The organism is Lysobacter sp. Root916 (assembly GCF_001429785.1).
Classification (GTDB): domain Bacteria; phylum Pseudomonadota; class Gammaproteobacteria; order Xanthomonadales; family Xanthomonadaceae; genus Lysobacter.
Genome location: NZ_LMJF01000015.1, coordinates 279,738 through 297,677, shown reverse-complemented (window position 1 = coordinate 297,677; position 17,940 = coordinate 279,738). Strand labels below are relative to the sequence as shown.

Genomic DNA, 17,940 nt, shown 5'->3' with positions numbered 1-17,940 from the left:
CCCGGTCCGCTCGCCTAAGGCCAACGCAGCCCCCTGGACGGAGCGGCCAATCGGCTAAGCTGCGCCGCGGAGGGCACCTCATGGCACATTGGATCAAGCGCGGCCTGCTCGCGCTGCTGGTAATGGGTTTGATCGCGGGCGCGGGCGCCTGGTGGCTGCTGCGCGGCAGCCTGCCGCAACTGGACGGCGAACTGGCGCTGCAGGGTCTGTCGGCCCCGGTGAGCGTGCAGCGCGACGCGCAGGGCGTGGTCACCATCGACGCCGCCAACGAGACCGACGCGATCCGCGCGCTGGGCTACATCCATGCGCAGGAACGCTACTTCGAAATGGACCTGCTGCGCCGCACCGCGGCCGGCGAGCTGTCGGCGTTGTTCGGCCCGATCGCGGTCGAGGTGGATCAACGCCGGCGCGTGCATCGCCTGCGCGCGCGCACCGAGCAACAGCTGTCCAGTTTCGCCGGCGAGCAGCGCCCGCTGCTGCAGGCCTATACCGACGGCGTCAACGACGGCCTGGGCGCGCTGCGCGCGCGGCCCTGGCCCTATCTGCTGCTGGGGACGCAGCCGCAGCGCTGGCAGCTGGCCGACTCGGCCCTGGTCGGCTACGCGATGTACTTCGACCTGCAGGACGCCGACAACGTGCGCGAACGCGCGCTGTGGAAGCTGCGCCCGGCCCTGTCGCCGAACCTGTACGCACTGCTCACCCACGGCAGCAGCAGCTGGGACGCGCCCCTGTTCGGCAATCCGCACGGCGATGTGCAGTTGCCCGATGCGGCCACCATCGACCTGCGCAGCATGCCGATACCGGCCGACGAAGCGCCGGTGGAAGTCCCGCGTCGCAACGAGGTCGGCAGCAACAACTTCGCCGTCGCCGGCAGCCGTACCCGCGACGGCCGCGCGATCGTCGCCGACGACATGCACCTGGGCCTGCGCGCGCCCAATCTGTGGTTCCGCGCGCGCCTGCGCTACGCCGACGCGCGCGTGCCCGGCGGCCGCATCGATGCCGGCGGTTTCACCCTGCCCGGCCTGCCGGCGCTGGTGGTCGGCAGCAACGGCCATGTCGCCTGGGGCTTTACCAACAGCTACGGCGACTGGCTGGACTGGGCGATCGCGCCCGGCTGCGCCGGCCCCGCACCCAAGGCCTGCGCCGGGCTGCGCACCTACGAAGAACGCATCGAGGTCAAAGGCGAAGCCGCGCGCGTGCTGCGCGTGCGCGAGACCGCCTGGGGCCCGCTGATGCACGACAACGCCGACGGCAGCGCGCTGGCGTTGCGCTGGTCGGCGCATCTGCCCGGCGGGCTCAATCTGGGCCTGGCCAAGCTGATTCGCGCGCAGTCGCTGGACGAGGCCATGCGCGATGCCCAGGGCGTGGCGATGCCGGTGCAGAACCTGCTGGTCGGCGACCGCGAAGGCCGCATCGCCTGGCGCCTGCTCGGCCCGATTCCGCAGCGCGCGCCGGGCTGCACGCCGGCGGTGCCCCTGGCCGCAGACGCGGCCTGCCCGCCCTGGACCCTGCGCAGCGACGTCGCACCGCAACTGATCGATCCGCCCGGCGGGCGTCTGTGGACGGCGAACTCGCGCACGCTCGAAGGCGCCGAACTGGCGCGCATCGGCGACGGCGGCCTGGTCCTGGGCGCGCGCGCGCAGCAGATCCGCGACGACCTGATGAGCAAGTCGCGCCTGGACGAACGCGACCTGATGCGAATCCAGCTCGACGACCGCGCGGTGTTCCTGACGCGCTGGTGGACGCTGCTGCGCGAGCAGGCGGCGCGCTCCAAGGATGCGCCCGCGTTGAAGGAGCTGGCCGCGGCGTCCGCGCATTGGGAAGGCCGCGCCGTGCCCGAATCGGTGAGTTACCGGCTGGTGCGCGCCTGGCGCCTGGCCGTGCACGATCGCTTGATCGACGGTCTGACCGCGCCCGCACGCGTGCGCCAGGGCCGCGATTTCGAGATGCCCGAACTGCCGCAATTCGAAGGCGTGGCCTGGCCGCTGGTCACCCAGCAGCCGCAGCACCTGCTGCCGCGTCGCTATCCCTCCTGGGACGCGTTGTTCGAGGACGCCGCGCGCCAGGTCCGCGACGATCTCGCCAAACAGGGACCGCTGGCGCAGCGCCGCTGGGGCGAACGCAACACCGCCGCGATCTGCCACCCGCTCGCGCGCGCCCTGCCCGAATTCGCCAAGCCGGTGCTGTGCATGCCTGCGGACGAACTACCCGGCGACGTCGCCATGCCGCGCGTGCAGCGCCAGGACTTCGGCGCCTCCGAGCGCATGGTGGTGGCACCGGGGCACGAAGCCGAGGGCATCATCCAGATGCCCGGCGGGCAAAGCGGGCATCCGCTGTCGCCGTACTGGGGCGCCGGTCACGACGACTGGGTCCAAGGCCGCCCCTCGCCGTTCCTGCCGGGGGCGACGCAGCACACCTTGACGCTAAAGCCGCGCTGAGGCGCGGCAGGTGGAGCGACGCGGCCGATCGGGACTGCGCGATCGCGGCTCACGCCGCTCCCACAGAAAGCAGGCCGCGTCGCTCTCTGTGGGAGCGGCGTGAGCCGCGATTAGAACCCACACGACGCAACGCGAATCCCAGCCCGCGCGCCCAACTCCCGGCGCCGAGCGTTTAAGCGTTCGGCACCAGCAAACGCTCGATCAAGGCCAGATACAAATCCGGCAGCGCTTCCAGATCGGCCACCGACACGTGCTCGTCGACCTTGTGGATGCTGGCGTTGACCGGCCCGATCTCGATGCACTGCGCGCCCAGCGGCGCGATGAAGCGCGCATCCGAAGTACCGCCGCCGGTGCTTTCTTCCGGCGCGGCGCCGGCGAAACGCGCCAGCACTTCGCGCGCGGCCGCGCGCAGCGGACCTTCCGGGGTGTAGAACGGCTCGCCGCCGCGGAACCAGCGGATCTGGTATTCCAACCCGTGCGCGCGCAGCACCTGCTCGCATTCGCGCTCCAGGCCCTCGGCGTTCCAGCTCGGGTTGTAGCGCAGGTTGAACAATACCTGCAGCTCGCCCGGAATCACGTTGTTGGCGCCGGTACCCGCGTGCACGTTGCTGATCTGGAAGCTGGTCGGCGGGAAGGTCTCGTAGCCTTCGTCCCAACGTCGCGCCGCCAGCGCCGACAGGGCCGGCATGGCCTGATGGATCGGGTTGCGCGCCTTGTCCGGATAAGCGACGTGGCCCTGCACCCCGATCACGTTCAAGGTCGCCGACAAGGTGCCGCGACGGCCCACGCGCAGCAGGTCGCCAAGCTTGGCGGTCGACGAGGGCTCGCCGGTCACGCACCAGTCCAGGCGTTCGCCGCGCGCGCGGAAGGTCTCGGCGACGCGGCGCACGCCGTCGATGGCGTCGCCCTCCTCGTCCGAGGTCAGCAGCAGCGCGACCCGGCCCGGATGACGCGGATACGCGGCGACGAAGCGTTCCAGCGCGACCACGAACGCGGCCACGCTACCCTTCATGTCGGCCGCGCCGCGGCCGTACAGCACGCCGTCGCGGATCTCGGGCACGAAGGGATCGCTGGCCCAGGCCTCGCGCGGGCCCGAGGGCACCACGTCGGTATGCCCCAGCAGCACCAGGGTCGGGCCGTCCTCGCCGTGCACGGCCCAGAGATTGTCGACCTCACCGTAACGCAGATGCTCGCAGCGCAAGCCCGCGTGCTGCAGGCGTTCGGCGATCAGCGCCTGGCAACCCAGGTCTTCCGGCGTCACCGACGCGCGCGCGATCAGATCGCGGGTCAGCTGCAGGACATCGCTCACTTACCCACTCCGAAGCGCAGCTTGAAACCGTTGTCGCTGAAGCCCTGGGTGACGGTGCCGTCGTCGGTGACCACCACCGGGCGCCGGATGAGCTGCGGATACTCCTTCAGCAGCAGCTTCCATTCCGCATCCGAGGCCGGCTCCTTGCGGTTCGGCGGCAGCGTGCGCCAGGTGGTCGAGGACTTGTTGATCATCGCGTCCCAACCGCCGAGCTGGTCGCGCCAGCCCAGCAGCGTCTCCGGCGTCTGCCGGTGGTCGCGATAGTCGACGAAGCTGTGCGCGACGCCGAAGCGGTCCAGCCACTTACGGGCCTTCTTGCAGGTGTCGCAGTTGTTCAAGCCATAGAGCGTGGTCATTGCTGCCCCGTCGAATTGCGTTTGAGTGCCGCGATGCGGTCTTCCAGTTGCTTGATCTGCGCGGGCGCCCCGTACGGCATCCCGTCCAGGAAGGTGTCGCGCAGGAGAAAGACGATCTTATCCCCGAACTTTCCCGGAACGGAGAGCGTCAGCGTCAGGCGGACCAAGGTGCGCCAGCGGGCCGAATCGACGGCGACCACGTCGCGCAGCTGCACCGTGTCCTCGACACCACCGTTGCGGACCAGCAAGCGGTCGCCGTCGTCGTAGACCTCGTCCAGCACGTCGCGCAGGTAGCGATAGGTCACGACTCCGCCGACCACGATGGCGACCGCGAACACCCCCACCGTCTCGACCGGCACCGGGCGCTGCAACAGCGCGGCCACCAGCGCGGCGGAAAAGGCACCGAACATCACGATGGGGAAGGTGCGTTTGAAGTGGTAGGACATCGACGATGAGATGCGGCGCATGGTCATGAATATTCCGCCCGATTCAAATCGGCACCCCAGCTATCGGCCCGTATTGCACCGACATGCTCCCTGCACATGCGGATGTTCTTATCGGCGCGACGGTCCCTCGAAACGTAGATGCGCATCATTCGCTCTGACTCAGCCAGACGGCGATCGAGCGCCTGCCGACGCGATGGAACCTAAGGCGGCGGTCATGGCGACGCGTTCGCGCAGCGCGCGGCTGACGTCGCTGCCGCCGGGCGAGCCGAACGGCGAATTGGGTTTCGGGAAGAATTCGATCCGTCGCCCGAACTTGCTCGAAATGCGTAGGGACAACACCACTTTTCGGGTCCGCCACTCGATCTGCTCGGACACCTTGGCGATGTCCGAGATCGGTATTAGCTCTTCCAGCCCCCGACGCCGCACCCGCAATGCATCGCCCGCCTCTTCTACGCTATCGGCGAAACGCCGCGTATACAGCCACCAAGTCACGCTATTGAGCGTCAGGAGACCCAGCATAAACCAGATCTCTAGCGCTAATCGGTAGAGGCCGAGCACATGACCTATTGCGAGTGAGGCGAGTGCGACAACCAGAGCACCCGCCGTCCACGAGGTGATTGCCCTTGCCACCACCGTGTTGGCGGACAGACGCGCCATCGGCTGACTCAGTCCGCCAACCCGCGCAGCAGCTCGTTGATGCTGGTCTTCGACAGCGTCTTGGCGTCGACCTGCTTCACGATCACGGCGCAGTACAGCGAGTGCGAGCCGTCCTTCGCCGGCAGCTGGCCGGACACGACCACGCTGTAGGGCGGCACGTAGCCGTAGCTGATCTCGCCGGTGGCGCGGTTGTAGACGCGGGTGCTCTGGCCCAGGAACACGCCCATGCCGATCACGCTGTGGTGGCCGACCACGAAGCCTTCGACCACTTCCGAGCGCGCGCCGATGAAGCAATGGTCCTCGATGATGGTCGGCGAAGCCTGCAGCGGCTCCAGCACGCCGCCGATGCCGGCGCCGCCGGACAGGTGGCAATGCTTGCCGATCTGGGCGCAGGAGCCGACCGTGGCCCAGGTGTCGACCATGGTGCCTTCGCCGACGTGGGCGCCGATGTTGACGAAGCTGGGCATCAGCACCACGTCCTTGCCGATGTGGGCGCCGCGGCGCGCGATCGCGCCGGGCACCACGCGCGCGCCGAGCTTGCGGAAGTCGCTCTCGCCGTAGCCTTCGAAGCGCGCCGGGACCTTGTCCCAGAACGGCGCCGGGTCGGCCTCGACCAACTGCATCTCGTTGACGCGGAAGTACAACAGCACCGCCTTCTTCAGCCATTCGTTGACGGTCCAACCGCCCTTGCCGTCCGGCTCGGCCACGCGGAACTCGCCCTGCTCCAGGCCCGAGATCACCCGCTCCACGGTCGGACGCGTCGATCCCTCGATCTCGTCCGGCGTCAGCATGCTGCGGCGCTCGAAGGCGCTGTCGATCATGAACTTGAGTTCGTCGATGCCCGGCGCCTTGGGCGCGGTCTTCTTGCGGACGGTCTTCTTGGCGGTCTTGGCGGGGCTCATCGGTGGTCTCCTTCCAGGCAGGCGAGCAGCGCGTCGCGCAGCGCCTGCTGTTGCGTTTCGTCGAGCGCGCGATCGCGCCCGTCGGTGTCGGGGCTGGTGATCTGGAACATGTCCTCGGCGCGTTCGCCGAAGGTGGCGATGCGCGCGTCGTGCACGCGCAGCGCCTGATTGCGCAGGGTCATGGCGACGTCGGCGAGCAGGCCCGGCCGGTCGGTGCAGACCAGACTGAGCAGGGTGCGCTCGCCGGCGCCGCCGGCGCTGTCGCTGCCGGATTTGTCGACCGTGTTGAAGCCGATCTGCGGCACGATGCGGAAATGCTTGAGGTGGCGCGGCTGGGCGCGGCGCGCCGGCCGGACCCGGTCCAGCGGCGCGGCCAGGGTCGCGGCCAGACGGCGCTCGACGTCCTCGGCCGAGGGCGGATGGCGCGGGTCGGTGGGCACGACTTCGAAGGTGTCGAAGATGGTGCCCTGCGGGCCGTCGAGCACGCGCGCCTGCTGGATCGCCAGGCCGAGGCGGTCCAGGGTGGCCACGATCGCGGCGAACAGGCCGTCGCGGTCGGGCGAATGCACGAACACTTCCAGCGCACCGGCCAGCGCGCTGACCGGACGCGCACGCACGCGGGTGTCGCCGACCAGCACGCCGCGCAGCGAAGCGGCCTGCCAGGCGATCTGATCCGGGCGCCCGCGCTGGAAGCCGATGTCCGGCATGCGCGCGAACAGCGCCGCGATCTCGTCGTCGCCGCTGCCGAACGCGGCCAGCATGGCGTGCGCGGCGGCGCGGGTCTCGGCCGCGCGCTCGGCGCCCGCGACCGGGTGCTCCAGCCCGCGTCGCAAGGCCAGGCGGGTGGCGGTGTAGAGATCGGCCATCAGCCGGTCCTTCCACGCGTTCCACAGCTTGGGCGAGGTGCCGGCGATATCGGCGCAGGTCAGCAGATACAGATGATCCAGACGCTCGCGGTCGGCGACCTTGCCGGCGAAGCGGTGGATCACTTCCGGATCGGCGATGTCCTGCTTCTGCGCGGTCACCGACATCAGCAGGTGTTGGCGCACCAGCCATTCGATCAGGGCGGTGTCGGCCTCGCTCAGGCCCATCACGGTGCCGAACGCGCGCGCGTCGTCGCCGCCGAGCTCGGAATGGTCGCCGCCGCGGCCCTTGGCGATGTCGTGGAACAGGCCGGCCAGCAGCAGCAGTTCGGGCTTGCGCAGGCGCGGCCAGACTTCGTGGGCGATGCTGAAACGCTCGTCGGCCACGCCGGAGGCGAAGCGCGCCAGATTGCGCAGCACCGCCAAGGTGTGTTGATCGACCGTGTAGACGTGGAACAGATCGAACTGCATGCGCCCGGAGACTTTCGAGAACGCCGGAATCCAGCGCCCGAGCACGCCCAGGCGCGCCATGCGTTCCAGCGCGTGGACCGGATGCGGACCGCGCAGGATCGCCAGGAAGCGCTCGCGCAAGGCGGGGTCGGCGGCCTCGAAACTGGGGATGCGCGACAGCGACTCGGCCAGCGCGCGCGCGGTGCGCGAGTGCAGGCCGCGCACGCCGTCGTGCTCGGCCCAGGCCGCGAACAGGGCGAAGATGTCCTGCGCGTCGCGCGGCCACTGCGGCGAGCGCGCGGCGATGTAGTCGCGGCGCAGCTCGAAGGCCTCGAACGCGCCGCGCATCGGCACCGGCGCGGGCTCGCCCTCGATCTGCTCTTCGTAACGCTGCAGCAGGCGCTCGCCGATCCGCAGCACCAGCGCGGCGCTGCGGTAGAAGCCCTGCATCATCTGCTCGACGGCGAGGGTGTCGGCGTTGTCGACGTAGCCCAGGCGCTCGGCCAGCAGTTTCTGGTAGTCGAAGCGCAGGCGCTCCTCGCGCTTGCGCGCGACCAGGTGCAGGCCGAAGCGCAGGCGCGACAGGGCGCGGCGTTCGCGCTCCAGCGTGCCCAGTTCGTCGACGCCGAGCTGGCCGATCGCGACCAGCGATTCCAGGTCGGCGGTGCCGATGATGCGCAGCGCCATCCAGTGCAGGGTCTGAACGTCGCGCAGGCCGCCCGGGCCTTCCTTGAGATTGGGTTCGAGATTGTCGGCGGTGTCGCCGTAGCGCGCGTGGCGCTGCCGCAGCTCCTCGCGCTTGGCCAGGAAGAACTCGCGCGCCGGCCACACGTACAGCGGCGCGATCGCGGCCTGCAAGGTGGCGCCGGCGTGATGGTCGGCGGCCAGCGGGCGCGCTTCCAGCATCGCGGTAAGCACGGTGATGTCGGCCGCGGCCTCGGTGCATTGCGCGGCCGAGCGCACCGCATGGCCGACCGGCAGGCCGCCATCCCACAGCAGGGTGAAGAAGCGGCCCAGGGCCTCGGCGTGATCGGCCTGGGCCTGCGACTCGGCCAGCACCAGCAGGTCGATGTCGGATTGCGGGAACAGTTCGCCGCGGCCGTAGCCGCCGACCGCGAACAGCGCCAGCGGCGCGTCGGCCGGAATGCTGTCGCGCCAGGCCGCGCGCACTTCGGCGTCGACGGTGTCGGCGCGCACGCGCAGCAGGCGGTCGATGTCGATGCCGTCGGCGGGGGTGTCGGCGCCGGCGTCGAAACGCTGCGCCAGCGCCGCGTCGACCGCGTTCAATGCGGTGCGGATCGACGCCGCCCGCTCGGCGCTGTGCGCCGTCGCGCCCGGCTCCGTCAGGCCAGAGCCGGCGGCGGCGCTACCGGTCATAGGTCGTTGTCGTCGCCGGGCAGCCGGGTCAGGATCTCGACGCCGTCGTCGGTCACCGCGACCGTGTGTTCCCACTGCGCCGAGAGCTTGCGGTCCTTGGTGACCACGGTCCAGCCGTCGGGCAGCAGCTTGGTGTGGCGCGCGCCCTCGTTGATCATCGGCTCGATGGTGAAGGTCATGCCCGGCTTCAGCACCAGGCCTTCGCCGGCGCGGCCGTAATGCAGCACCTGCGGGTCTTCGTGGTAGATGCGGCCGATGCCGTGGCCGCAGTACTCGCGCACCACGCTGAAGCGTTCGGATTCGGCGTACTGCTGGATCGCCGCGCCGATGTCGCCCAGGGTCGAACCCGGCTTGACCGTGCGGATGCCGCGGAACATCGCTTCGCGGGTCACGTCGACCAGGCGCTTGGCCATGACCGAGGGCGCGCCGACGATGTACATGCGGCTGGTATCGCCGTGCCAGCCGTCCTTGATGACGGTGACATCGATATTGACGATGTCGCCTTCCTTCAGGATCTTGGACTCGCTGGGAATACCGTGGCAGATGACGTTGTTGACCGAGGTGCAGACCGTCTTGGGGAAACCCTTGTAGCCGACGTTGGCCGGAATCGCCTGCTGCACGTTCACGATGTGGTCGTGGCAGAGCTTGTCCAGGGCCTCGGTGCTGACGCCGGGCTTCACGTGCGGAGCGATCATCTGCAGCACCTCGGCGGCCAGGCGGCCGGCGACGCGCATCTTCTCGATCTCGTCCGGAGTTTTGATGGTGATGGGCATGCGGGCATTATCGCCTATTCACGCCCCGCGATCATGGCGGCGCGCGGTCCACAGCGTGCCGCCGTCGTCCTCGCCCGCCCCCATCGGAGCCATCCGCATGCCGCTGCGCCGCGTTTCCGTCGTCTCTCTCGTCCTGGCCCTGGTGCTGAACGGGCCGGCCCCGGCCGCCGAGCCCGCAGCGGCCTGGGTCGAACTCGCCCCCGGCCTGTCGGCCTGGAGCGGCCCGGCCACCACCGTGCTGCTGGCCGAAACCGAGCACGGCGCGCTGCTGGTCGACAGCGAAACCGCCAAGGCCGCGCCGGCGCTGGGCCAGGCCCTGGCCGGCCGCAAGCCGCTGCGTTACGTGGTCAACACCCACTGGCACGGCGACCACGCCGGCGGCAACGAGGCCCTGGCCGCGACCGGCGCGACCCTGATCGCGCACGAGAACGCGCGCCGGCGCATGGCCGAAGCGACCTTCCTCAAGCACCACAACCGGGTCATCCCGCCCCTGCCCGCCGCCGCCCTGCCCCGCGTGACCCTGGCCGGCGACGGCCGCATTCGCCTGGACGGGCTGGAGGCGCGGCTGATCCACGTCCCCGCCGCGCACACCGACGGCGATCTGCTGGTGCATTTCCCGGCCGCCAACGTGCTGCACATGGGCGACTGCTACTTCAACGGCTTCTATCCGATCATCGACACCGGGGTCGGCGGCACCGTCGACGGCCTGATCGCGGCCCTGGACCGCGGCCTGGCGCTGTCCGACCCGCGCACCCGGATCGTCGCCGGGCATGGCCCGATCGGTACCCGCGCCGATCTCAAGGCCGCGCGAGACATGCTCGCGGAGGTGCGCGAGCGCGTCGCCAAGCTCAAGCGCGCCGGCCGGACCCGCGAACAGGTGCTGGCGGCCGCGCCCACCGCCGATCTGGACCCGGTCTGGGGCCAGAACTGGGTCAAACCGGCCCAGATCGTCGGCTCGGTCTACGACAGCCTGCCCTGAGCGACCCCATCTAGGAGCGGAGCGAATCCTCCTCAGCCCTCCTTTCAAAGGGGAAGACCAGCCGCTGCGAAGGGGCTGGGCACCTCCGGTTGCCGCAAAGCCCTGATCCGGCTACACTTCCGCGGCTATGCGGAGGCCCCAGGGCTTTCGCGCCGCCCACGCCGGGCGTCACCGGCGAATACACACCCGCTGCCACAGCCCGTGCCGGGGTGCCTCGTACAGCTGATTCGTACGCGGTTCGGACACGGAAGCAGCGGGGAGGCCCAACCCCGGAACCACGCGCCGCCGGCCCCGCCTGCGGCGCACCGCCCTCATTCCTCGTGGCGGTCGGTTCCACTGCCTATCGGAGTCATGCAATGCCCCAGATCACCATGCGCCAGATGCTGGAAGCCGGCGTCCATTTCGGCCACCAGACGCGCTACTGGAACCCCAAGATGGGCCCGTACATCTTCGGCGCCCGCGGCAAGATCCACATCATCAACCTCGAGAAGACCGTTCCGCTGTTCAACGACGCGATGAACTTCATCTCGGGCATCGCCCAGAAGCGCGGCACCATCCTGTTCATCGGCACCAAGCGCTCGGCGCGCGAGTCGATCAAGGAAGAGGCCGAGCGTTGCGGCATGCCGTACATGACCCAGCGCTGGCTGGGCGGCACCCTGACCAACTTCCGCACCGTCAAGCAGTCGGTGTCGCGCCTGAAGGAACTGGAAGCCGGCGAAACCGACGGCACCTTCCAGAAGCTGGTCAAGCACGAAGTGCTGGGCCTGCGCCGCGAGCGCGAGAAGCTGTTCGCCTCGCTCGGCGGCATCAAGGAAATGAACCGTCTGCCCGACGCGCTGTTCGTGATCGACATCGGTCATGAGGACATCGCGATCAAGGAAGCCAAGAAGCTCGGCATCCCGGTCGTCGCGGTCGTCGACACCAACTACGATCCGGCCCTGGTCGACTACGCCATCCCGGGCAACGACGACGCCATCCGCGCCGTGCAGCTGTACGCCCGCGCCGCCGCCGACTCCGTGCTCGAAGGCAAGGCCGCCGCGCCGGCCGTCGGCGTGCGCGAGGAAGAGTTCGTCGAGCTCGACGCCGAAGGCAACCCGATCGCGAAGGAAGACCGCAAGGCCGCTCCGCGCGGTCGCGCCCCGGCCAAGAAGGGCCCGGCCCCGGCCGGCGCCAAGAAGGACGCTCCGGCGGCCGAGTAAGCGCTTTGTCACGCAGCCGCGCGAGACTGCGCGGCTGCGTCTCTCACGCATCCGACCCAGTAGGAGCGGCGTACGCGGCGATCGCCGCCGCGCGTTCCTATTCGGCTACACGAATCACCTGAGGTAACCCCATGGCAGAAATCACCGCTTCCCTGGTCAAGGAACTCCGCGAGCGCACCGGCGCCGGCATGATGGAGTGCAAGAAGGCCCTGACCGAAAACAACGGCGACATCGACGCCGCCGCCGAGTGGCTGCGCAAGTCCGGTCTGGCCAAGGCCGACAAGAAGGCCGGCCGCATCGCCGCCGAAGGCCGCATCGCGGTCGCCCAGGACGGCGGCAAAGCCGTGCTGGTCGAGATCAACTCCGAGACCGACTTCGTCGCCAAGGACGCCAACTTCCTCGGCTTCACCGAGACCGTGGCCCAGGTCGCGCTGAGCTCGGGCGCCGCCGACGCGGAAGCGCTGAAGGCCGCCAAGGTCGCCTCGGGCGAGACCATCGAGGAAACCCGCGCCGCCGTCATCGCCAAGGTCGGCGAGAACGTGCAGGTGCGTCGCCTGGTCCGCATCGACAGCCCGAACAACGTCGCCGCCTACGTGCACGGCGGCCGTATCGGCGTGCTGATCGAGGTCAAGGGCGGCGACATGGACCTGGCCCGCGGCCTGGCGATGCATGTCGCGGCGATGAACCCGCCGCACATCAAGGCCAGCGACGTCCCGGCCGAGTTCGTGGCGAAGGAAAAGGAAATCGAACTGGCCAAGATGACCGACAAGGACAAGGCCAAGCCGGCCGACATCCTGGAGAAGATCATCGGCGGCAAGATCGCCAAGATCGTCAACGAAGTCACCCTGTACGGTCAGCCCTACGTGCTGGACACCAACCAGACCGTCGAGCAGGTCCTGAAGGCCGCCGGCGCCGAGGTCGTGACCTCGCAGCGTCTGGCCGTGGGCGAAGGCATCGAGAAGCAGACCGACGACTTCGCCGCCGAAGTGATGAAGCAGGCCGGTCTGGCGTAAGCCGCCGCTGTTTCGAGTCGAAGAAGGCCGCGGACCTCCGCGGCTTTCTTTTGGGCGTGGTGCGAGCAATCAGCGCGGAGTGAAGATGCAAGCGGACATCGAGCGGAAAATCCATCCCGACGACGGCATGTGGCAACCGGCGGAAAGCTGGTACTTCGCGGTCGGGCGCAGCGCCCTGCGCCTGGTCGATCTGGCCGCGCGGGCCTCGTGGCTGCCCAAGATCGGCAGCATTCTCGACCTGCCCTGCGGGCACGGCCGGGTCGCGCGCCACCTGCGCGCGGGTTTTCCCGACGCCGAGCTGTACTTCTGCGATATCGACCATTCCGGCGCCGACTTCTGCGCCGAGACCTTCGCCGGCACCGCCATCCACTCCAAGCCCGAGCTGACCGAGGTCGCCCTGCCCAAGGTGGACCTGATCTGGGTCGGCTCGCTGTTCACGCACGTCGACCTCGACCGCACGCGTCGCTGGCTGCGCTACCTGAGCGAGCACCTCAATCCCGACGGCGTGCTGGTGGCGACGTTCCATGGCGATTGGAGCCTGCGCATGCAGGAGATCTACCAGATGATCGACCCGCCGTCTTGGGAACGCATCGTCGCCGACTACCGGGCGACCGGTTACGGCTATGCGCCTTATCGAGACGTGGACATGGGCGATTACGGCATTTCCCTGTCGCGTCCGGAGGCGATCATCGCCGCGGTGCGCGATATTCCGGGCGTGCGCCTGGCCGGCTACATGGAGCGCGGCTGGGCCGACAATCAGGACGTCGCGATGATCGCGCGCGAGGATCGCGAGATTCCGTGGACGCCCGAGTTCCGGTCGCGGAAGTAAATCGCGCGGAGCAACGCCGCCGTTCGTTCGAAACCAAAAAAGGCCGCGGATTCCGCGGCCTTTTTGTCGCAGCGCCAGCGACGCCCTCATCCTTGCCGATCGCGCAAGCGCGAACGGGGAGACCGGGCCGCCGTGCTCAGCCCTGCTGCTGGAAGTACACCTCTTCATAAGGCTGCACCACCACCCAGCCGTTGCCGGAGAACTTGAGCTGGATGCTCTCGCCCGAACCGCGGCCGAGCAGCGTGCCCAGCGAGATGTCGGTGACGATATCGGGGCTGAGATTGCCGGACCAGGCCACGGTCGCGTTGGGGTCGGTGAAGACCGGCTGGTCCGGGGTCACCGCCAAGGTCAGCGGCTCGTAGTGCGAGGTGATCGCGACCACGCCGCTGCCGGACAGCTTCATGTTGAACAGGCCGCCGGACATCATGCCCGAGACCTTGCGCATCATCTTGATCTCCGAGGCGATGCCGTCCTCGTAGGCGAGGATGTCGTTGCCGTTGACGAAGATCGACTCGCCGGCCAGGCGCAGCAAGGTGATCTTCTTGCCGGCGTCGGCGATGTAGACCCGGCCCTGCCCTTCCATCTTCATCATCTGGGTGCCTTCGCCGCTGATCGCTTTCTTCAGCAGGTTGGTCAGGCCCTGTTCGAGCATGCCCTGGCGGATGAACTTCACGCCGCCGCGGTAGGCCACCATCGAGCCGGACTTGGCCCAGATGCGGCCGTTGAGTTTGACTTCCAGCAGATGCGAGCTCTCGAGTTCGAAGGTCTCCGGGCTGAGATCCTTCTGGCTGCTGGTTTCGACGAAATCCTTGAGGTTCTTGATGCTCATATGCGGTCCTGCGCCAATGGAAGCGGCAGCATAAGCGACCGCGCGCGCGTCGGCATGACAAAAAAAGGCCGCCTGCGAGGCGGCCAGAGGTGTTGGGAGAGATCCCGATCTTGCGGCCACGCGTCGGGCACCCGTGCCGCCCGGCGGTCCGTCGCCGCGGCACGGCGGCCGTGGCCGCCGTGCTCGCCACCGTCGTGCGACGGTCAGAACTGCAGGGAATAGCGCGCGTTGACCGCGTGATCGCGCGCTTCGTCGGCCCACTGGCCGCTGTAGGTGAACTCGAGCAGGCCGTTGGCGCCCAAGCGCGCGGCCAGCCCGGCTTCGAACACGGTCGCGTCCTCGGCCAAGGGCGCGCCGTGCACGTCGAAGGCCGCGCCGTTGCGCCAGGCCACCGTGGCCGACGGGGTTTCGGCGCCGCCGGCATGGCGCCGGCCGATGCCGCCGCGCAGGTTCAGCCAACTGCTGTCCTGCTGCGCGCCCTTGAGGCCGACGTTGAAGCGCAGGCCCAGGGTGGACAGGTCCAGACGCTGGTCGGCGCTGGCACCGCTGAGCGCGGCCACGCCGCCGCTTTCCTGGAAGCCGTCGCTGCCCACGCGCACGTGCGCGTACTGCGCGTAGGGTTCCCATTCCCAGGCGCCGGTGGCGATGCGGTACGCGCCCTCGACGAAGACCTGGCGGGTATCGCCGTCGTAATCGGCGCGGGTGCGGTCGGCGAAGCCCGGGAAGCTCACGTTGCGCTCGATCTCGATGTCGTGGCGCGCGTAGCTGGCGCCGGCGCGCAGGCCGAAACCGCCCCAGTTTTGGCCCAGGTACAGGCCCAGGTGGCGGGAGCGGACTTCGGCGCGCGAACTGCGCGCGTCGAGCTTGGCGTCGCTGCGACCGACGCCACCGAGCACGCCCAGGCGCCAGCCGTTGGCGAAGCGGTAGTCGTAGCCGAGCAGGCTGGCGTCGCCGTTGTAGCCGACTTCGCCGGCGTTGCCGTCGGCGTGCAGGGTGCCGCCGTTCTTGAGCAGCTGGATCCAGGCCGCCGACTCGGACTCGCCTTCGGCGGCCGCGTCGAACGCGCCGCTGCCGGCCTGGGCACGCGCCAAGGCGGCCTCGCGCACATGCCGGCTGCCGTCCACCAGCACCGAGCGCGTGCTCGCGTGCAGTTCGCCGCTGAGATCGTCGAGCGCATCCAAGGCCTGCGCCGGGAACAACTGGGTCAGCGGTTGCGGCAGGCCCTGGCCCATCGCCAGCGCATCGACCGCGCCCGCGGCCGAACGCTGGTTGTAGGTGTTGGCGGCGCTGGCCATGCTGGCGCCGCGCACCACGTCCACGGTCACCTTATTGGCGGCGTAGGCCAGGTCGAACTTGAGGAACGGCGAGAACGCGCTGTGGTCGATGGCGGCGAAACGGCCGTCCACGCCCAAGCTCGCCGAGAGGATGTCGTAGCGCTGGCCGAGCAGATAGGTGCCCGGCCCCTGGAACACGCGCACGGTGCCGCCCAGCAGGGTCGCGCGGCCGTTGACCAGCAGCAGGTCCGACGCCGACGGCGCCGCCAGTTCGACCTGGTAGGTCGATCCCACGGCCTGGGTGTAGTCGCCGTCGATGGTCAGGGTGCCGATCGAATTGCCTGGCGCGATCGTGCCTTCGACCCGGGTCGTGCCCAGGCGACCGGTGCCGCCGAGCATGCCGCCGGCGCCGATCACGGTGCTGCCGCCTTGCTGCGTGCCGTTGAACGCGACCTTGCCGCCGTTGACGGTGAGGTCGACGTTGTCGAGCACGCCGCTGCTGGCCACCAGGCCCCAGCCGCCGTCGAGCTTGAAGGCCAGATCGTGGAGACCGCCTTCGATGCGGGCCACGCCGGAGGCGACGTTCAAGTCGGTGCTATGCAGATCGCCGGTCAGCAGCAGATCGCCACCGGCGACGTCGACCGTGCCGGACAGCTTGTTGCCGCCGGCCAGTTCCAGACGGCCCTGCGCCACGGTGGCACCGGCGAAGCTGTTGTCGCCGCTCAGGCGCAGCCAGCCGGCGCCGGACTTGGTCAGGCGGCCGGGGCCGGAGATGTCGTTGCTCCAGTCGTCCCAGGCATCTCCCTCCCAGACCTTGGCGCCGCCCGCGCGCTGGTCCATGACCACGTCGGTGTCCACGCGCAGCTGGCCCGGGCCGTCGATCGCCTTCTTCAGATCGATCAGGCCCCAGCCGTAGAGCTCATCCACGCCGGCATCGCCCAGGTCGGTGGCGGTGGTCAGCAGCACGTCGCGGATCTGCGGATTGTCGAGGTAGGGATAGCGCTCCATCAGCAGCGCCAGCGCGCCGGTGACGTGCGGCGAGGCCATCGAGGTGCCGGTCTTGTAGCCGTACCCGTAGTCCGGATGGGCCGCGTCGATTTCCAAATTATAGGAACCGTCGGGATTCTGCTCGACGCGACCGTCGATCTGGCCCTCGATCACCGTCGACAGAATGTCGGTACCCGGCGCGGCCACGCACCAGTCCTTGCTCAGGCCGCAGATGCTGGAGCTGCCGTCGAGGTTGAGGTCCTCGCCGAGGTTGACCACGCTGAGCCAGTACTGCTCGATCTCCGGCGCGAAGCGCGGCAGGGTGGCGTAGGCGCCGGCGATGTTGCCGTAGTCGTTGCCCGCGGCCCAGACATTGATCATGCCGGTGCGCAACGCGGCGTCGGCGAACAGGCGGTAGTAGTCGTGGTAGGTGTCGTATTCGAGGTCCATGTCCTCGGGCGTGGTCGGCTCGATGCCGTTGCCCCAGCTGTGGTTGATCGCGCGCACGCCCTGCGCGGCCATCTGGTCGAACATGCTGTTGAGCGCGTCCTCGCCCGGGCCCTGGGTCAGCAACCGGCTCGGGTAACCGTCGCCGTCGGCATAGAACTCGTTGATGCGGTTGAAGAACAGCTTGGAGGTGGTCAGGCTGGCGCCGGTGGCCACGCCGTGGGAGCCGTTGCCGTCGCGGTTGGCGACCATGGTGCCGGCGACGTGGGTGCCGTGGCTGTTGTATTCCATGAACATACGCAAGCCTTCGCCGTCGAAGGAAAGATCCGGCGGGACCGTGTCGTTGATGTAGTAGGCATCGATCTGCGCGATCTCGCCGTCGGACAGGAAGCAGGCGTTGGGGCCGTTGATGGCGCTGCTGGCGACGCAGCCGGGATCGCTGATGCGGATGGCGCGGTGGTCGCGGCCGCCGAATTCGGAATCCGCAAGCGCGGCGCCGCTGTCGAACACGCCCAGACGGATGCCGCGTCCGGTGAGGCCGCGCGCGTACGCGTACTCGGCGCCGATCGCGCCCAGGCCCCAGTCGGCCTTGAACTCGTCGCTGCGCCAGCTGTCGGCGTCGCCGATGACGCCGCTTTCCTGATACGCGTCCTGCGCGAACGCGGGCGCGGCCGCGCCCAGCAGCAAGCCGCAAAGGATCGCCGCCGACAACGCCGAACGGGCGTGGCTGCGAGGGTGACGACGAGGTGTGCCTGTTGCGCTTGCACTGCTTTGCATGCTGCCGGTGCTCCTGTGGCGGCGCGATCGAATCG

General features: G+C 69.2%; 13 protein-coding genes and 1 pseudogene. 5 read left to right on the top strand and 9 right to left on the bottom strand.

Annotated elements, in window-relative coordinates:
• The first annotated feature begins 80 nt into the window (after positions 1-80).
• Positions 81-2,438: a penicillin acylase family protein gene (locus ASE35_RS17930; protein WP_057164678.1), complete on the top strand. Its 2,358-nt coding sequence runs from the start codon at positions 81-83 to the stop codon at positions 2,436-2,438.
• A gap of 172 nt (positions 2,439-2,610) precedes the next feature.
• Here the strand turns inward: ASE35_RS17930 and dapE are convergent, their stop codons facing one another.
• The 7 genes and pseudogenes from dapE to map all read right to left on the bottom strand — a co-directional run bounded on the left by dapE (position 2,611) and on the right by map (position 9,571).
• Positions 2,611-3,747 (bottom strand): succinyl-diaminopimelate desuccinylase, encoded by a 1,137-nt coding sequence (gene dapE / locus ASE35_RS17925; RefSeq protein WP_057164677.1) that lies wholly within the window; start codon positions 3,745-3,747, stop codon positions 2,611-2,613.
• On the bottom strand, positions 3,744-4,103 hold the full coding sequence (locus tag ASE35_RS17920) for a Spx/MgsR family RNA polymerase-binding regulatory protein (RefSeq protein WP_056176064.1): 360 nt from the start codon (positions 4,101-4,103) through the stop codon (positions 3,744-3,746). The genes dapE and ASE35_RS17920 overlap by 4 nt, the downstream gene beginning before the upstream one ends.
• Entirely contained in the window at positions 4,100-4,576 is a 477-nt protein-coding gene (locus tag ASE35_RS17915; RefSeq protein WP_057164676.1) for a hypothetical protein, read from the bottom strand. The genes ASE35_RS17920 and ASE35_RS17915 overlap by 4 nt, the downstream gene beginning before the upstream one ends.
• A 132-nt stretch (positions 4,577-4,708) precedes the next feature.
• Positions 4,709-5,206 carry a hypothetical protein gene (locus ASE35_RS17910; protein WP_057164675.1) on the bottom strand — a complete coding sequence of 166 codons (498 nt, stop codon included), beginning with the start codon at positions 5,204-5,206 and terminating at the stop codon, positions 4,709-4,711.
• An 8-nt stretch (positions 5,207-5,214) separates the two neighbouring features.
• Positions 5,215-6,168, bottom strand: a pseudogene (dapD, locus tag ASE35_RS17905) (2,3,4,5-tetrahydropyridine-2,6-dicarboxylate N-succinyltransferase); the annotation flags it as partial.
• Positions 6,105-8,798, bottom strand: a complete 2,694-nt coding sequence (glnD, locus tag ASE35_RS17900) for a [protein-PII] uridylyltransferase (protein ID WP_057164673.1) — start codon at positions 8,796-8,798, stop codon at positions 6,105-6,107. The pseudogene dapD and the gene glnD, both read right to left, overlap by 64 nt.
• On the bottom strand, positions 8,795-9,571 hold the full coding sequence (map, locus tag ASE35_RS17895) for a type I methionyl aminopeptidase (protein WP_056176078.1): 777 nt from the start codon (positions 9,569-9,571) through the stop codon (positions 8,795-8,797). The genes glnD and map overlap by 4 nt, the downstream gene beginning before the upstream one ends.
• Before the next feature lie 97 nt (positions 9,572-9,668).
• Here map and ASE35_RS17890 point away from each other — a divergent pair, with 97 nt between their 5' ends.
• The 4 genes from ASE35_RS17890 to ASE35_RS17875 all read left to right on the top strand — a co-directional run bounded on the left by ASE35_RS17890 (position 9,669) and on the right by ASE35_RS17875 (position 13,591).
• On the top strand, positions 9,669-10,550 hold the full coding sequence (locus tag ASE35_RS17890) for an MBL fold metallo-hydrolase (RefSeq protein ID WP_162259073.1): 882 nt from the start codon (positions 9,669-9,671) through the stop codon (positions 10,548-10,550).
• Positions 10,551-10,906: 356 nt separating this feature from the next.
• A complete protein-coding gene (rpsB, locus tag ASE35_RS17885; RefSeq protein ID WP_056176081.1) occupies positions 10,907-11,749 on the top strand; it encodes a 30S ribosomal protein S2 in 843 nt (280 codons plus the stop codon).
• A gap of 131 nt (positions 11,750-11,880) precedes the next feature.
• A complete protein-coding gene (gene tsf, locus ASE35_RS17880; protein WP_056176086.1) occupies positions 11,881-12,762 on the top strand; it encodes a translation elongation factor Ts in 882 nt (293 codons plus the stop codon).
• Between the two features lie 85 nt (positions 12,763-12,847).
• A complete protein-coding gene (locus ASE35_RS17875) occupies positions 12,848-13,591 on the top strand; it encodes a class I SAM-dependent methyltransferase (RefSeq protein WP_057164672.1) in 744 nt (247 codons plus the stop codon).
• A gap of 136 nt (positions 13,592-13,727) precedes the next feature.
• Here the strand turns inward: ASE35_RS17875 and ASE35_RS17870 are convergent, their stop codons facing one another.
• The gene (locus ASE35_RS17870; protein WP_056176092.1) at positions 13,728-14,420 is read right to left on the bottom strand and encodes an AIM24 family protein; all 693 of its coding nucleotides are present in this window, start codon (positions 14,418-14,420) and stop codon (positions 13,728-13,730) included.
• Positions 14,421-14,623: 203 nt separating this feature from the next.
• Positions 14,624-17,839, bottom strand: coding sequence for an autotransporter domain-containing protein (locus tag ASE35_RS17865; protein WP_057164671.1), 3,216 nt, complete (start codon positions 17,837-17,839; stop codon positions 14,624-14,626).
• Positions 17,840-17,940: the final 101 nt, after the last annotated feature.